Source organism: Actinophytocola sediminis (genome assembly GCF_054779715.1).
Genome location: NZ_BAAGXS010000028.1, coordinates 224205 through 237949, shown reverse-complemented (window position 1 = coordinate 237949; position 13745 = coordinate 224205). Strand labels below are relative to the sequence as shown.

The window sequence follows — 13745 nt, the reverse complement described above, 5'->3', positions numbered from 1 at the left end:
GAGCGGAGCTCAGTTCACGACGTCGTCGACCGACGGCGACTCGTTGCGGGACAAGTTGATGCCGAGGTTGGCCGCGGCGCGTTCGAGGTCCTCGTCGTCCCCGTCGCGCATCTCGATCGCGGCGCCGTCGCTGGAGAGGACCTCCACGTTCAGGCACAACGACTGCAGTTCCTTGAGCAACACCTTGAACGACTCCGGGATACCCGGCTCCGGGATGTTCTCGCCCTTGACGATGGCCTCGTAGACCTTCACGCGGCCGAGCACGTCGTCGGACTTGATCGTGAGCAGTTCCTGCAGCGTGTACGCGGCGCCGTAGGCCTGCATCGCCCAGCACTCCATCTCACCGAAGCGCTGGCCACCGAACTGGGCCTTACCGCCGAGCGGCTGCTGGGTGATCATCGAGTACGGACCGGTCGACCTGGCGTGGATCTTGTCGTCCACCAGGTGGTGCAGCTTCAGGATGTACATGTAGCCGACCGCGACCGGGAACGGGAACGGCTCGCCGGAGCGCCCGTCGAACAGCCTGGCCTTGCCGGTCTCGCCGACCATCCGCTCGCCGTCCCGGTTGGGGCGGGTCGAGCCGAGCAGGCCGGTGAGCTCGTGCTCCTTGGCGCCGTCGAACACCGGCGTCGCGGTGTGCGTGCCGGGCTCGACGTCGAACAGCTCCGCCGGCAGGTTCTTGGCCCAGTCCGGGGTGCCCTCGATCTGCCAACCCTGCGAGGCCAGCCAGCCGAGGTGCAGCTCGAGCACCTGGCCGATGTTCATCCGTCGCGGCACACCGTGGGTGTTCAGCACGACGTCGACCGGGGTGCCGTCCGGCATGAACGGCATGTCCTCGGCCGGCAGCACCTTGCCGATGACGCCCTTGTTGCCGTGGCGGCCGGCGAGCTTGTCGCCGTCCTGGATCTTGCGCTTCTGCGCCACGTAGACCCGGACCAGCTCGTTGACGCCCGGGGGCAGCTCGTCCTCGTCCTCGCGGGAGAACACCCGGATGCCGATGACCTTGCCGGTCTCGCCGTGGGGCACCTTCAGCGAGGTGTCGCGCACCTCGCGCGCCTTCTCGCCGAAGATCGCGCGCAGCAGGCGCTCCTCGGGCGTCAGCTCGGTCTCGCCCTTGGGCGTGACCTTGCCGACCAGGATGTCGCCGTCGCCGACCTCGGCACCGATGCGGATGATGCCTCGTTCGTCCAGGTCCGCCAGCACTTCTTCGGAGACGTTCGGGATGTCCCGGGTGATCTCCTCGGCACCGAGCTTGGTGTCGCGGGCGTCGATCTCGTGCTCCTCGATGTGGATCGAGGTGAGCACGTCGTCCTGGATGAGCCGCTGCGAGATGACGATGGCGTCCTCGTAGTTGTGGCCCTCCCACGGCATGATCGCCACGAGCAGGTTCTTGCCGAGCGCCATCTCACCGTTCTCGGTGCACGGCCCGTCGGCGATCACCTGGCCGGACAGCACGCGGTCGCCTTCGGAGACGATCGGCCGCTGGTTGACGCAGGTGCCCTGGTTGGAGCGGCGGAACTTGTGCAGCCCGTAGGTGCGGCGGCTGCCGTCGTCGGCCATCACTGTGATGAAGTCGGCGGACAGCTCCTCGACCACGCCGTCCTTCTCCGCGACCACGACGTCACCGGCGTCGACCGCGGCGCGCAGCTCGGTGCCGGTGCCCACCAGCGGGGACTCGCTGCGCAGCAGCGGCACCGCCTGGCGCTGCATGTTGGCGCCCATGAGCGCGCGGTTGGCGTCGTCGTGCTCGAGGAACGGGATCATCGCGGTCGCGACGGAGACCATCTGGCGCGGCGAGACGTCCATGTAGTCCACGTCGAACGGCTCGATGAACTCGACCTCGCCGCCCTTCTTGCGGACCAGCACGCGGTCCTCGGCGAAGTGGCCGAGCTCGTCCAGCGGCGCGTTCGCCTGCGCGATGACGTGCCGATCCTCCTCGTCGGCGGTGAGGTAGTCGATCTGGTCGGTGACCTGACCCTCGACGACCCGCCGGTAGGGGGACTCGATGAAGCCGAACGGGTTGACCCGGCCGTAGCTGGACAGCGAGCCGATCAGGCCGATGTTCGGGCCTTCCGGCGTCTCGATCGGGCACATCCGGCCGTAGTGGCTCGGGTGCACGTCCCGGACCTCCATGCCGGCGCGCTCCCTGGACAGACCACCGGGGCCGAGCGCGTTCAGCCGACGCTTGTGCGTCAGGCCGGCGATCGGGTTGGTCTGGTCCATGAACTGCGACAGCTGCGAGGTGCCGAAGAACTCCTTGATCGCGGCCACCACGGGCCGGATGTTGATCAGGGTCTGCGGGGTGATCGCCTCGACGTCCTGGGTGGTCATCCGCTCACGGACGACGCGCTCCATGCGGGACAGGCCGACCCGGATCTGGTTCTGGATCAGCTCGCCGACCGTACGGATGCGCCGGTTGCCGAAGTGGTCGATGTCGTCGACCTCGACCGGGACCTCGTTGCCGTCGGCGTTCATCGTGGTCTCGCCGGCGTGCAGCCGGACCAGGTACTCGATCGTGGTGACGATGTCGTCCTCGGCGAGCACGCCGATGTCGCCCGCGATCGTGAGACCGAGCTTCTTGTTGACCTTGTAGCGCCCGACCTTGGCCAGGTCGTACCGCTTGTCCTTGAAGAACAGGTTCTCCAGCAGCGTCTGCGCGGACTCCTTGGTCGGCGGCTCACCGGGGCGCAGCTTGCGGTAGATGTCGAGCAGCGCCTCGTCGGTGCCGGCCGTGTGGTCCTTCTCCAGGGTCGCGAGCAGCGTCTCGGAGAAGTGGAACCGCTCGCGGATCTGCTCGGTGCTCCAGCCGAGGGCCTTGAGCAGCACGGTCACCGGCTGGCGGCGTTTGCGGTCGATGCGGACACCGACGGTGTCGCGCTTGTCGACGTCGAACTCCAGCCACGCGCCGCGGCTGGGGATGACCTTGACGCTGAAGACGTCCTTGTCGGTGGTCTTGTCCACGTTGGTGTCGAAGTACACGCCGGGCGAGCGGACCAACTGGGAGACCACGACACGCTCGGTGCCGTTGATGATGAACGTGCCCTTGTCCGTCATGACCGGGAAGTCACCCATGAACACCGTCTGGCTCTTGATCTCGCCAGTGGAGTGGTTGGTGAACTCTGCGGTCACGAACAACGGGGCCGCGTAGGTCATGTCCTTGTCCTTGCACTCCTCGACGGAGGCCTTGACCTCGTCGAAGCGTGGGTCGGAGAAGGAGAGGGACATCGAGCCGGAGAAATCCTCGATAGGCGAGATCTCGTTCAGGACCTCTTCGAGGCCACCGACCGGGTTCTCGTCACCGGCGTCGACACGGCGCTGGAACCACGCCTCGTCGCCGGTGAACCACTGGAACGATTGGATCTGCAGGTCGAGCAAGTTGGGTGTGCCCAGGGGCTCCCGGATCTTCGCGAACGAGACCCGGAGAGGCGCTCCAGGGATACCCGAGTTCGACATGGTGGAGTTGGTCGCAGCAGTGGCCTTGGTCGCGCGGGAGACTGCCAAGATGCGTCCTTCCAGGACTATGTGCGGTCGAGCAGCCTTGTTAGCAACTGTAACTAAGCTGGTCAGGGGTGCGGTCGTGCCCAACAGTCTAGGGCATGCGAAAGTGGGCAGCGCAAAGGGGCAGTCTAGCCATTAAAGCGGCGACTGTCTAGGCCCGCACTCAACCGTCCTCCATGCCGAAGGCGCGCTTGGTGAATAGCGTGACCCGGGGGCGTCAGCGAGTCAAGATGCCGCGCCAGGATCTCACCGCGTTTCAGTCGTGACGTCAGCGGATGTTCAGCTGGTCTGGGTCAACATTCTGCCCCAAGGCCGCTGCCGGCCAGCGACTGGCCGAAGAAGTCGAAGCTGGTCAGGCGCCAGGTGCCATCGTCGAGCCTGGCCCGGACGGCGAACTGGGCGCCCGCGCCGGTCGGCGTCGGCCGGCCGGCACTGGCCATGCTCTGGTCGACGAACACCAGCGCCTCGGCCCGGCCGTCGTCACCCAGCTGGACCAACGCGATCTCCCGCACGGCGGTGCGCAGCACGAGCCGCTGGGCACCCGCCCGCTGTTGGACCTCGGCGAACAGGGCGTCGTACTGACAGCGGGCCTCGCCATCCAGGTACCGGTCGGCGGCCCGCGCGGTGACCGTGAGGTTGGCGTGGTCGTAGCTGAAGGTCTGCTCGACCGCGGTCCGGAACAGGTCGGTCACCTCGGCGGTGGCCTCGGGGTCGACGAGCGCGCGGTTGGTCTCGACGACCGGCCGCGCACGCTGGGCGGCCCGCTCGGTCAGCTCCCGCGCGTCGTCCTCGGCGTAGCCGGCGGAGACGAACAGCCAGGTGGCCGCGCCCGCCAGCAGGACGGCCACCGCGACCAGCACGAACACCGGCGTCCGGCTGGCCGGGCGGGGTGGTGGGGCCGGCATCATCCGGCGGGCTCCTGGTACGGGACCTGGTCGAGGGCCGAGAGCAGCCACCCGTCGTCGGTGCGGGTGAGCTCGGCCTGGACCCGCCGGTCGGCGACCGTGGCTTCCGCTCCCCCGGTGCGGCTGGTGATCTTGGACGCGGCCAGCACGGTCGCCGTGCCGGCGTCGGTGTCCAGCGTGCGCACGGCCAGGGACACCACCTGGCCCTCGGTGACCGACCGTGCGTCGCGGATCTGCTGGCGCTGGCTGTCGCCCAGCGCGGTGATCTCCTCCCGGAGCGCGCCGGTGGTCACCTCGGCCCAGGCCGCGAGGCCATCGTCCAGCGTGCGGTGGTCCAGGGTGTTCAGCACGGCGATCCCGTTCGCCGCGGCCGAGGACACCTCGTCGCGGACGCGGGCGATGGTCGCGGTGTCGTCGTCGGCCCGCTTGTCCTGTGCGGCCTGCGCGCGGGCGAGGGCGCGCTCGGCGTCGTCGCGGTCGCCGGTGGCCGAGACCATGGCCACCAGCGCCCAGACCGCGACCCCGGCGGCGACGACCACGACCGCCACGGCGGTCAGCAGCGGGCCGCGCCGGGGCCGGGCCTGGGGGTTCAGCACTTCGGGACCGGCTCCCCGGTCACCAGCGTCTGGTCGAACATGTCGAACTCGGTGATCTTCCAGGTGTCCCCGTCCCGGCGGGTGCGCACGCCGAACACGGCGTCGCCGGGCACGGACTTGTTGGTGTCCACCCTGGTGGAGATCAGGTCGATGAAGACGAGCGCCTCGGCCCGGTCGCCGTCCAGCCGGACGAGGGCGATGTCCCGGACGGTGGTGGCGAAGATCAGCTTCTGCTTCGGCGCCTGCTCCACGAGCTGGCCGAACAGCTGGTCGTACTCGCACCGCGCGGTGTCGGCGAGCACGCTCTCCACGGCCTTCCTGGTGGACTCCAGGTCGGTGTAGTTGTAGCTCAGGGTGGTCTCGACGGCCGTGGTGAGCTGGCCGAGCACCTCGCTGGTGGTCGCGGTGTCGGTGAGCGCGCTGTTGGGGTCCTGGCTCTCCAGCGCGCTGACCTCGCCGCGGAACCAGAACGCGAGGCCGGCGAGGATCACCGCCACGATGGCCAGGACACCGGCCACGGCATACGGGTTGGTCGCCCGGCGCGGCCGGGGGGCGCGGTGTGCCGAGGGGACGGTCTTGGTGCTGGCCTCCGCGACGACGAGGTCGGCGGGGCGGGTGATGCCGGTGGCCCGCCGCTTGCCGGCCGGCCGCTGGGCGCGGTGACGCACCGGCGGCCTCTCGGCCTTGTCGTCGGCATCGGGCTTGTCGGTCTCGTCGGCCGGCTCGTCGGCCAGCTCGTCGCCATCGGGTTCGGCGGTCTCGGACTCGGCCGTGCCCGGCTCGGCTGCGGACTCAGCTGGGGACTCGGCTGCGGACTCCGTGGCGTCCGGCTCGGGCGCGGCGTCGGTGCCGAGGTCGATCTCGGGTAAGGAGTCGGATAACGCGTCGGCCCGTTCCACCTCGGCTGGCGTCGCCACCTCGTCCGCGACAGCGGCCTCCGCCGCGCTGGTGACGGGCTCGGTCGGCGTGGTTGGCTGCTCGGCCGGGCGGTTGGGGCGCCCGGCCACCCGAGGGCGGCGCACCGGCGGTGCCTGGCCTGGGTTCGGGGGCGGGCGGCGGCGTGACGGTGGCACAGCTGCGCACGTCCTTTCGGTGAGGTCGCCGACTATCGCGACGGCGGGACGGGCTGTTGTGGTTGCGCGGACTGCACCGGTGTGAGCACGTCCAGCTTCCAGCCGGTGTCGGTGCGCAGCAGCGTGCCCTCGACGCGCTTGAAGTCGCTCTTCGGCTCGCCGCCGCCGATGGACACGGTGGTCTGCACCGCGGCGATCACCACCGCCTTGCCGCTGCGCTCGTCCAGCTCACGGACGGCCAGCGAACGGACCTCCGAGTCGGCCACCCACTTCGCGTCCTGCAGGCTCTTCTTGTCCTCGGCGGTCAGCGCGGTGATCTCCTGGTTCAGCGTGCCGGTCGTGACGTTGGACCAGTCGGCCAACCCGTCGTCCAGCTTGCGGTAGTCCAGCGTGTTCATCGTGTCGATCGCGGCCCTGGCCACCCGGTCGACATCGTCGCGGGCGCCGGAGTACTTCATGCTGTCGTCGTTGGCCGCGTTGATCCAGCTCACGCCGAACCAGCCGGCCACGCCGAGCGCCGCGACCAGCAGCACGACCGCCGAGGACAGCACGATCGTCGGCAGCTTCGGCCGGGACGCCGGCTTCTCGTCGGCGGCCGGCGGGTCCAGGGCTTCGACGTCCTCGTTGACGTCGCTGTCGGCCGGGGAAGTCATAACCCTCCAGGGTAGAGGCGGGTCACCCGGACAATCCCAGCAGGGCGGCCAGGTTGGGCCGCCGCTCGGTACCGGGAGCGGTCAGGGTGCCGGGCAGGCTGCTGGGGCCACGGTCGGTGCGCGGGGTCCCGTCCACCGGTGCCGACGCCGGTGGCGGCGTCGGCGCGGACTGCCCGGCGTTGGGCACGTTGGCCGAGCCGCGCACGTTGATCGGGCTGCCGGACGGCTCGGCGCAGTAGGTGTCGGCCGGCACCGGCGTGCCGGTGCTCGACTCGTCGGTGCCGTCGTGCCGGTCGGTGCGCTCGTAGCCCCTGGTGCACGGCGGCGGGTTGAACAGGTTGAGCGCGAGCCCGAGGTGGGCCTGGCCGGGGTCGGCGGCCAGCAGGCCCTGCCCGGCCGCGCTGAGCAGCGGGTAGGCGACCAGGGTGTACTCCACTCCGTCCTTGCGCAGCGCCAGCATGTCCGTCGTGGTCAGCAGGTTCGCGAACAGCACCGACAGGCCGGGGCCGGACTCGCGGAGCAGGTCGCTGACCGCGTTGGCCGCCAGCGGCGCGGTCGTGATCAGCCGGCGCAGGTCCGGGTCGGAGTTCTTCAGCTGCTCGGACAGCGTCGCGAGGTCGCCGGCGAAGGCGGTGATGTTGCCCGACTGGACGTTCTGGGTGTCCAGCACGGTGCCGCCGTCGTTGATCAGCGCGATCGTCTCCGGCAGGTGCTCGGTGGCCGTCTCGGTGAAGTCCGTCGTGGCGTCGAGCAGGATCCGCAGGTCGTCGCCGGTGCCGGCGAAGGCCCGGTCCAGCTCGTCCACCACGGTGGCCAGCGAGTCGGTCGGCACCGAGCTGGCCAGGCTGTCCAGGTCGCGGATCAGCACGTCGGTGCCGATCGGCGTGCTGGTCCGGTCCGCGGGGATCAGCGAGTCGGCGGCCAGGAACGGCCCGGAGTCCTGCCGGGGCCGCAGGTCGACGTACTGCTCACCGACGGCCGACCGGTTGGCCACCACGGCGTCCAGGTCGGCCGGGATCTCCGGGGCCTCCGGGTCGATGTTCAGGTCGACCTGCAGGCCGTCCTCGGTGAGCCGGAGCTCGCCGACCCGGCCGACGTTGAACCCGCGGTAGGTGACCTCGGCGTTGGTGAAGATGCCGCCGGACTCGTCGAGGTTGAGCCGCACGGTGTAGCCCTCGGCGCCGAACGCCTTGCCGATGTCGGTGAACCGGAACAGCGCGTAGACCACGGCGACCACCGCGATCACGAAGAACGCCACCACCTGCAGCCGAACCCGCCTGGTCAGCATCAGTTACCCCCGCCAAGGAGTCCGCCGAGCAGCCCGCCGAGTCCCCCGCCACCGCCGGACCCACCGCCGCCTGCCTGGTCGTCGCCGAGGATCGGGATCGGCAGCACCGGGCTGCCCTCCCCCTCCTTGCCGCCGACCAGGTCACCGACGATCGGCACGTCCTGCAACGGACTGCGCCTGCTGCGGGACAGGTTGTCGACGATGGTCTGCAGGTTCAGGTCGACGTCGAGATAGAGGTTGAAGTAGTCGCCGTGCACCGCGTGGATCGCCTCGTCGGAGAACGGCATGGTGAACAGCAGCTCCAGCGCCTTGGGCAGGTCGGCGCCGGCCTCGCCGAGCTTGCGCAGGGTCGGCGTGAGCGCCTTGAGGTCGGCCACCAGGTCCTCCTGGCTCGCGTTCACCGTCTCCACCGCGACATCCGACAGCGACTGCAACGACTGCAACATGGTGACCAGCTGGGTGCGCTGGTCGGTGAGCACCTGCAGGCCGGGGCCGAGGCTGTCGATCGCGCCCGCCAGCCGGTCCTTGTCCTGGTTGAGCGCGCCGGCCAGCCGGTTCACCCCGTCGATGGCCCTGGTGATGTCCGACTTGCTCTCGTCCAGGGTGGCCACCAGGTCGTCGACGCTGTTCAGCGTGGCCCGGATGTCGGCCTCGTTGCCCGCCAGCGCGGCGTTGAGCTCCTGGGCGATGTTCTGCAGCTGCTCGATGCCGCCGCCGTTGAGCAGCATCGACAGCGCGCCGAGCACCTCTTCGATGTCGGTGTTGCGGTTGGTGCGGGTCAGCGGGATCAGCGCGCCGTCGGTGAGCGTGCCGGTCACCTGGTCCGGTGGCGGCGGGGACAGCTCGACGTACTTCTCGCCGAGCAGGCTCGACTGGCGCAGCATGGCCAGCGCGTTGGCCGGCAGCGCGACGTCGCCGTTGACCCGCATGGTCACCTCGGCGGTCCAGCCGTCGGGGGCGAGCTGGATGTCCTCGACCCGGCCGACCGCCACCTCGTTGACCTTCACCCCGGACTGCGGCACCAGGTCGAGCACGTCGGCGAACCGGGCCTTGACCGTGTACGGGTGGTCGCCGAGGTCGGGGCCGCCGGGCATCGGGATGTCGTAGATGCCGGTGAACTCCGAGCACCCGGACAGCCCGAGACCGGCCGCGAGGGTGGTCGCCAGGGCGACCGCGAGCCTGCGCATCAGTTCCCGCCCCCGTCCAGGCCGTAGACCTCGGCCAGCGGCAACGGGATCGGCGGCATGTCCCCGGCCTGCAACGCGGTCAGGATGTCGGCCACCGGCGGGATCGGCGCCACCCCGTCGACCACCTCGGCCAGGCCAGAGCAGGTTTCGGCGAGCACCGGCGGCAGCTCCGGCGGCGCGCCGGTGCCCAGCAGCTCACAGATCATCACGATCGGCGGCTGGGACAGCTCGTTGAGGTCGGCGCGGGCGTCGAGCGTGCCACTGGAGCCGTTGTAGCTGTTGATGATGTTGGACAGCGCCACCGGCGCGATGTCGAGCACCTCGGCCAGCGCGGCCCGCTGGTCGACCAGCACCTTGGTCACCGACGCCAGTTTGTCCACATTGGACTTGATGCGGCCCCGGTTGTCGTCGATGAACTGCTGTACCGCGCCGAGCGCGACCCCGAGCTGCTGCACGGCGGCGGCCAGGTCGCCGCGCTCGTCGGCGAGGAAGCTGGTGACCTCGGCGGCCTGCTCGCTGAACTCGTTGACCTGGTCGTCGGACCTGGCCAGCGCGGCGGTGAACCTGGCCAGGTTGTCGACCGTGGCGAACAGGTCCTGGTCGCTGCCCGAGAGGGTGTCGGCCATCTTGGACAGCTGGACGATCGTCTGGTTCAGCGACTCGCCGTTGCCGTCGAGGTTGGCCGCGGCGGTGTCCAGCAGGTCCGACAGCGCGCCGTCGGCGTTGGCGCCGTTGGGCCCGAGGGTGCGGCTGACCCGGTTGAGGCTCGCGTACAGCTCGTCGACCTCCAGCGGGGTGGCGGTGCGCTCCCGGGGCAGCACGGTGCCCTCGGCCATCGCCTGCCCGCCGGTGTACGCCGGGGCGAACTGCACGTAGCGGTCGCTGACCAGCGACGGCGACACGATCACCGCGTCCGCGCCCGCCGGGATCGACACGTCCCGGTCGACCAGCATCTCCACCGCCACCAGGTCGCCCTTCGGCTCGACGGAGTCCACCCGGCCGACCTTCACCCCGAGCACCCGCACGTCGTTGTCCTCGTAGAGGCCGACGACGCCGCTGAACATGGCCGTGTACCGGCGCTGGTTGGCATCCAGCAGCACCCACCACAGCGCGGCGGCCACCACCAGCGCCAACACGATGGCGATGGTGACGCCCCGGGCGAGGTCGCGGCCGAGCCGGGAGGCCGAGCTGGTGGTCATGCCAGGCATCCGTTCTGGTTGAGCGCGCCGCTGGTCGGCGGCAGCAGGCCGCAGATGTAGTTGTCGAACCAGCGCCCGTTGCCGACCGCGTTGTTGAACAGCCGCAGGAACGGCGCCAGGTTCGCCACGCCGGCGGCCAGCTCCTCCTGGTTGCGGGCGAGCATCGCGGTCAGCTGGTCGAGGCTGTCCAACACCGGGCCGAGCTGCTCGTTGTTGTCCTCGACCAGGCCGGTGAGCTGGGTGGCCAGTGCCTGGGTGCCGTCGAGCAGCGTGCTGATCGCCTCCCGGCGCTTGGCCACCTCGGCCAGCAGCAGGTTGCCGTCCTCGAGCAGCTTGACCACCTCGGCGTCGCGCTCGGCCAGGGTCTGGCTGATCTTCTTGGTGTTGTTCAGCAGGTCGGCGAGCTGGCCGTCACGCGAGGAGATCGTCTTCGACAACGACTGCAGCCCGCTCAGCGCGTTGCGCACGTCCTGCGGGGTGTCGGCGAAGGTCTGCGAGATGACCTCGAAGCTCTGCGCGAGCTGCACGGTGTCGATCTGGTTGGTGGTCTCCGCCAGACCCCGGAAGGCCTCCAGCACGTCGTAGGGCGCGGTGGTGCGCTCGCGCGGGATGCGGTCGCCAGGGTCGAGCACGTCCCGGCCGGCAGGTTCGAGGGCGAGGTACTTCTGGCCGAGCACGGTCTTGATCTTGATGGCGGCCGAGGTCTGGTTGCCCACCCAGGCGTCCTTGACCTTGAACGTGACCACCACCCGGTCGCCGTCCAGCTCGATGTCGGAGACCTCGCCGACCTTGACCCCGGCGACCCGCACCTCGTCGTCCGGCCCGAGGCCGGCGGTCTCGGAGAACTCCGCGCTGTAGCTGGTGCCGCCGCCGATGATCGGCAGGTCGTCGGTGAACATGGCCACGGTGAAGGCCAGGGCGATCACCAGGATGCCGGTGACGCCGATGGGGATCGGGTTGCGGGAGCCGAAGGACCTCATCGCGTGCACCTCCCGGCCGACGCGTCCGCGAGCGGGACGTTGATCGGCTGGTTGAGCACGCCCGGGATGCGGACCGCGCCCTGCATGGAGCAGAGGTAGAAGTTGAACCAGGACCCGTAGCTCACCGTGCGGGTCAGCTTCGCGGTCTTCTCCGGCAGGAACTGGATGAAGTGCTCCACCAACTGCTCACTGTCGTTGAGGTTCTCGGTCAGCGTGCCGAGCGCGGCGATGTCCTGCTTGAGCGGCTCGCGGGCCTCGTCGAGCAGCCCGGAGGTCGTCTGCGCCAGCCCGCCGAGCGCGTCGATCGCGTCGCCGATCGGCTCCCGGTCCTGCGCCAGCCCCGAGACCAGCTGCTGGAGCTGCACGACCAGCGTGGACAGCTGGTCGCCGCGGGAGTTGATCGTCTCCAGCGCGCTGTTCAGGTTGGTGATCACCTCGCCGATCACCTGGTCCTTGTCGGCGATCGTGGCGGTCAGCGACGCGGTGTGTGCCAGCAGCGACTCGACCGTGCCGCCCTCCCCCTGCAACACCTGGATGACCTCGTAGGACAGCTGGTTCATGTCGTCGGGCGACAGCGCCTGGAACAGCGGCCGGAACCCGTTGAACAGCTCGGTCAGGTCCAGGGCGGGGCGGGTGCGCTCCAGCGGGATGTTCCCCCCTGGTTCGAGCAGGTCGTTGGGGTTGCCGCCGGTTCCCTGGCTCAGCGACAGGTACCGCTGGCCGACCAGGTTGCGGAACTTGAGCTGCGCGACCACCGACTTCGGCAGCTTGCGGTTGGCGCTGACCGAGAAGGTCACCTCGGCCTGGGTGCGGTCGACGATCGCGACGTCCTCGACCTGGCCGACCCGCACACCGGCGATGCGCACCTCGTCGCCGGGCAGCACCATGGCCGCGTCGGAGAACCGGGCGGTGTAGCTGTTGGTGGTGCTCAGGTCGATGTTGGCGATGCTGATCGCGAGCACCGCGGTCGCGGTCACCGTGACCACGGTGAACACGATCAGCTTGATCAGCGGCGCGAGCAGGCCCCTCATTCGAACCGCACCTCCGCCCCCCGGTACAGCGGCCCGACCAGCAGACTCGCCCACGACGGCACCTCGGCCGGCTCGACGCCAAGGCTCGGCGCCAGCAGCTGGGCGAGGAACTCCCGCTCGGCGCGCGAGTTCGCCAGGCCGCCGGACTCGGCGGGCGCGCTGCTCGGGCTGGTGTTGGCCGGCGGCAGGATGCCGTCCTGCACCGTGCGGTTCCCCGGCCCCTGCGAGGTGCCGTCGCGCAACGGGCCCTCCGGCGGCTGGTCGGGGAACGGGTCGCCCATCTGGTCGGGGTCGTAGCAGCGCGGGCCGCGGTGCTCGTCGAACTCGACCTCGTCCTCGCCCGCCTCGTAGGGGCCCTTGTTGACCACGACCTCCAGGGTCGCGTGCAGGCCCGGCTTGTCCGTGCCGCCGCCGAACACCGGTTTGGCGGCGTCGACCAGCGAGGACATCTGTTCCAGGAAGCACGGGTAGGCCGGCGAGTACTTCGCCAGGATGTCCAGGGTGACCCGAGAGCTGTCGGCCAGCCGGATCAGGTTGTCGGAGTTGGCCGCGAGGAAGGACTCCAGGTCCCGGCTGGCGGTGGTCACCGCGCCGAACAGCGTGCGCAGGTTGGTCCGCTGCTCGGCGATGGTCCGCGAGGTGACCGTGAGGTCCTCCAGCGCGTCCACGAAGTCCGGGATCGCCTCGGTGTAGGTGTCGCTGACCTCGACCAGCGCGGTGAGGTCGTGGGTCAGCTGCGGCACGTGCGGGTTGATCTCCTCGACCAGTTCACCCAGGTCGACCAGGGTCTCGCCGAGCTGCTCGCCCCGGCCGTCGAGCGCGGTGGAGATCGCGGTCAGCGTGGTCGACAGCTTCTGCGGCTGGACCGCCTGCAGCACCGGCAGCAGGTGGTCGAGTGCCTGGGACAGCTCGACCGCGGGCGCGGACCGGTCCTGCTCGATCCGGTCGCCCTCGCCGAGGGACCGGGTGTCGGCCTGCTCGGGGATCTGCAGGGCGACATAGCGGTCGCCGAAGAGGGTCTTGGGGATGAACCTGGCCGAGACGTTGCGCGGGATCACGTCGACCTTGTCCGGGTCGAGCGCGAGCTCCAGCTCCGAGCCCCGCGCGGTCGGGGTGATCCGACGGATCTCACCGACGATCAGCCCTCGGACCTTCACGTCCCCGCGCACCTGGAGCTGGTTGCCGAGCTTGTCGGTGACCAGCTGCACCCGGACCACCGGGGTGAACGCCTTGTTGTAGATGGCGATCGACAGGCTCACCAGTGCCCCGATCACCACGATGAAACCGACACCGAGCAGCCGGCGCCGGACGGTGGCCATGCGCGTTGACCTCATC

The 13745-nt window shown here is 70.0% G+C and carries 11 protein-coding genes; all 11 read right to left on the bottom strand.

What is annotated here, in order from left to right; genetic code table 11:
• Nucleotides 1–9: 9 nt before the first annotated feature.
• Nucleotides 10–3501 (bottom strand): DNA-directed RNA polymerase subunit beta, encoded by a 3492-nt coding sequence (gene rpoB / locus ACYVIP_RS18875; RefSeq protein ID WP_460397975.1) that lies wholly within the window; start codon nt 3499–3501, stop codon nt 10–12.
• Nucleotides 3502–3791: 290 nt separating this feature from the next.
• The gene (locus ACYVIP_RS18870) at nt 3792–4406 is read right to left on the bottom strand and encodes a hypothetical protein (RefSeq protein ID WP_460397973.1); all 615 of its coding nucleotides are present in this window, start codon (nt 4404–4406) and stop codon (nt 3792–3794) included.
• On the bottom strand, nt 4403–4999 hold the full coding sequence (locus tag ACYVIP_RS18865) for a hypothetical protein (protein WP_460397971.1): 597 nt from the start codon (nt 4997–4999) through the stop codon (nt 4403–4405). Before ACYVIP_RS18865 ends, ACYVIP_RS18870 begins: the two co-directional genes overlap by 4 nt.
• Entirely contained in the window at nt 4993–6072 is a 1080-nt protein-coding gene (locus ACYVIP_RS18860; RefSeq protein ID WP_460397969.1) for a hypothetical protein, read from the bottom strand. The genes ACYVIP_RS18865 and ACYVIP_RS18860 overlap by 7 nt, the downstream gene beginning before the upstream one ends.
• Nucleotides 6073–6104: 32 nt before the next feature.
• Nucleotides 6105–6725 carry a hypothetical protein gene (locus tag ACYVIP_RS18855; RefSeq protein WP_460397967.1) on the bottom strand — a complete coding sequence of 207 codons (621 nt, stop codon included), beginning with the start codon at nt 6723–6725 and terminating at the stop codon, nt 6105–6107.
• Nucleotides 6726–6747: 22 nt separating this feature from the next.
• Nucleotides 6748–8013: an MCE family protein gene (locus ACYVIP_RS18850; protein WP_460397965.1), complete on the bottom strand. Its 1266-nt coding sequence runs from the start codon at nt 8011–8013 to the stop codon at nt 6748–6750.
• A complete protein-coding gene (locus ACYVIP_RS18845; protein WP_460397963.1) occupies nt 8013–9200 on the bottom strand; it encodes an MCE family protein in 1188 nt (395 codons plus the stop codon). Before ACYVIP_RS18845 ends, ACYVIP_RS18850 begins: the two co-directional genes overlap by 1 nt.
• Nucleotides 9200–10399 (bottom strand): MCE family protein, encoded by a 1200-nt coding sequence (locus ACYVIP_RS18840; protein WP_460397961.1) that lies wholly within the window; start codon nt 10397–10399, stop codon nt 9200–9202. The genes ACYVIP_RS18845 and ACYVIP_RS18840 overlap by 1 nt, the downstream gene beginning before the upstream one ends.
• The gene (locus tag ACYVIP_RS18835) at nt 10396–11379 is read right to left on the bottom strand and encodes an MCE family protein (protein ID WP_460397959.1); all 984 of its coding nucleotides are present in this window, start codon (nt 11377–11379) and stop codon (nt 10396–10398) included. The genes ACYVIP_RS18840 and ACYVIP_RS18835 overlap by 4 nt, the downstream gene beginning before the upstream one ends.
• Nucleotides 11376–12410 (bottom strand): MCE family protein, encoded by a 1035-nt coding sequence (locus ACYVIP_RS18830; RefSeq protein ID WP_460397957.1) that lies wholly within the window; start codon nt 12408–12410, stop codon nt 11376–11378. Before ACYVIP_RS18830 ends, ACYVIP_RS18835 begins: the two co-directional genes overlap by 4 nt.
• Nucleotides 12407–13744, bottom strand: coding sequence for an MCE family protein (locus ACYVIP_RS18825; RefSeq protein ID WP_460397955.1), 1338 nt, complete (start codon nt 13742–13744; stop codon nt 12407–12409). Before ACYVIP_RS18825 ends, ACYVIP_RS18830 begins: the two co-directional genes overlap by 4 nt.
• Between the last annotated feature and the right edge of the window lies 1 nt (nt 13745).

Bases quoted from the DNA above. Each gene is read 5' to 3' on its own strand.
- ACYVIP_RS18830 (WP_460397957.1), bottom strand. From the start codon at position 12,410: ATGAGGGGCCTGCTCGCGCCGCTGATCAAGCTGATCGTGTTCACCGTG.
- ACYVIP_RS18850 (WP_460397965.1), bottom strand. From the start codon at position 8,013: ATGCTGACCAGGCGGGTTCGGCTGCAGGTGGTGGCGTTCTTCGTGATC.
- ACYVIP_RS18825 (WP_460397955.1), bottom strand. From the start codon at position 13,744: ATGAGGTCAACGCGCATGGCCACCGTCCGGCGCCGGCTGCTCGGTGTC.
- ACYVIP_RS18870 (WP_460397973.1), bottom strand. From the start codon at position 4,406: ATGATGCCGGCCCCACCACCCCGCCCGGCCAGCCGGACGCCGGTGTTC.
- ACYVIP_RS18845 (WP_460397963.1), bottom strand. From the start codon at position 9,200: ATGCGCAGGCTCGCGGTCGCCCTGGCGACCACCCTCGCGGCCGGTCTC.
- ACYVIP_RS18855 (WP_460397967.1), bottom strand. From the start codon at position 6,725: ATGACTTCCCCGGCCGACAGCGACGTCAACGAGGACGTCGAAGCCCTG.
- ACYVIP_RS18840 (WP_460397961.1), bottom strand. From the start codon at position 10,399: ATGACCACCAGCTCGGCCTCCCGGCTCGGCCGCGACCTCGCCCGGGGC.
- ACYVIP_RS18835 (WP_460397959.1), bottom strand. From the start codon at position 11,379: ATGAGGTCCTTCGGCTCCCGCAACCCGATCCCCATCGGCGTCACCGGC.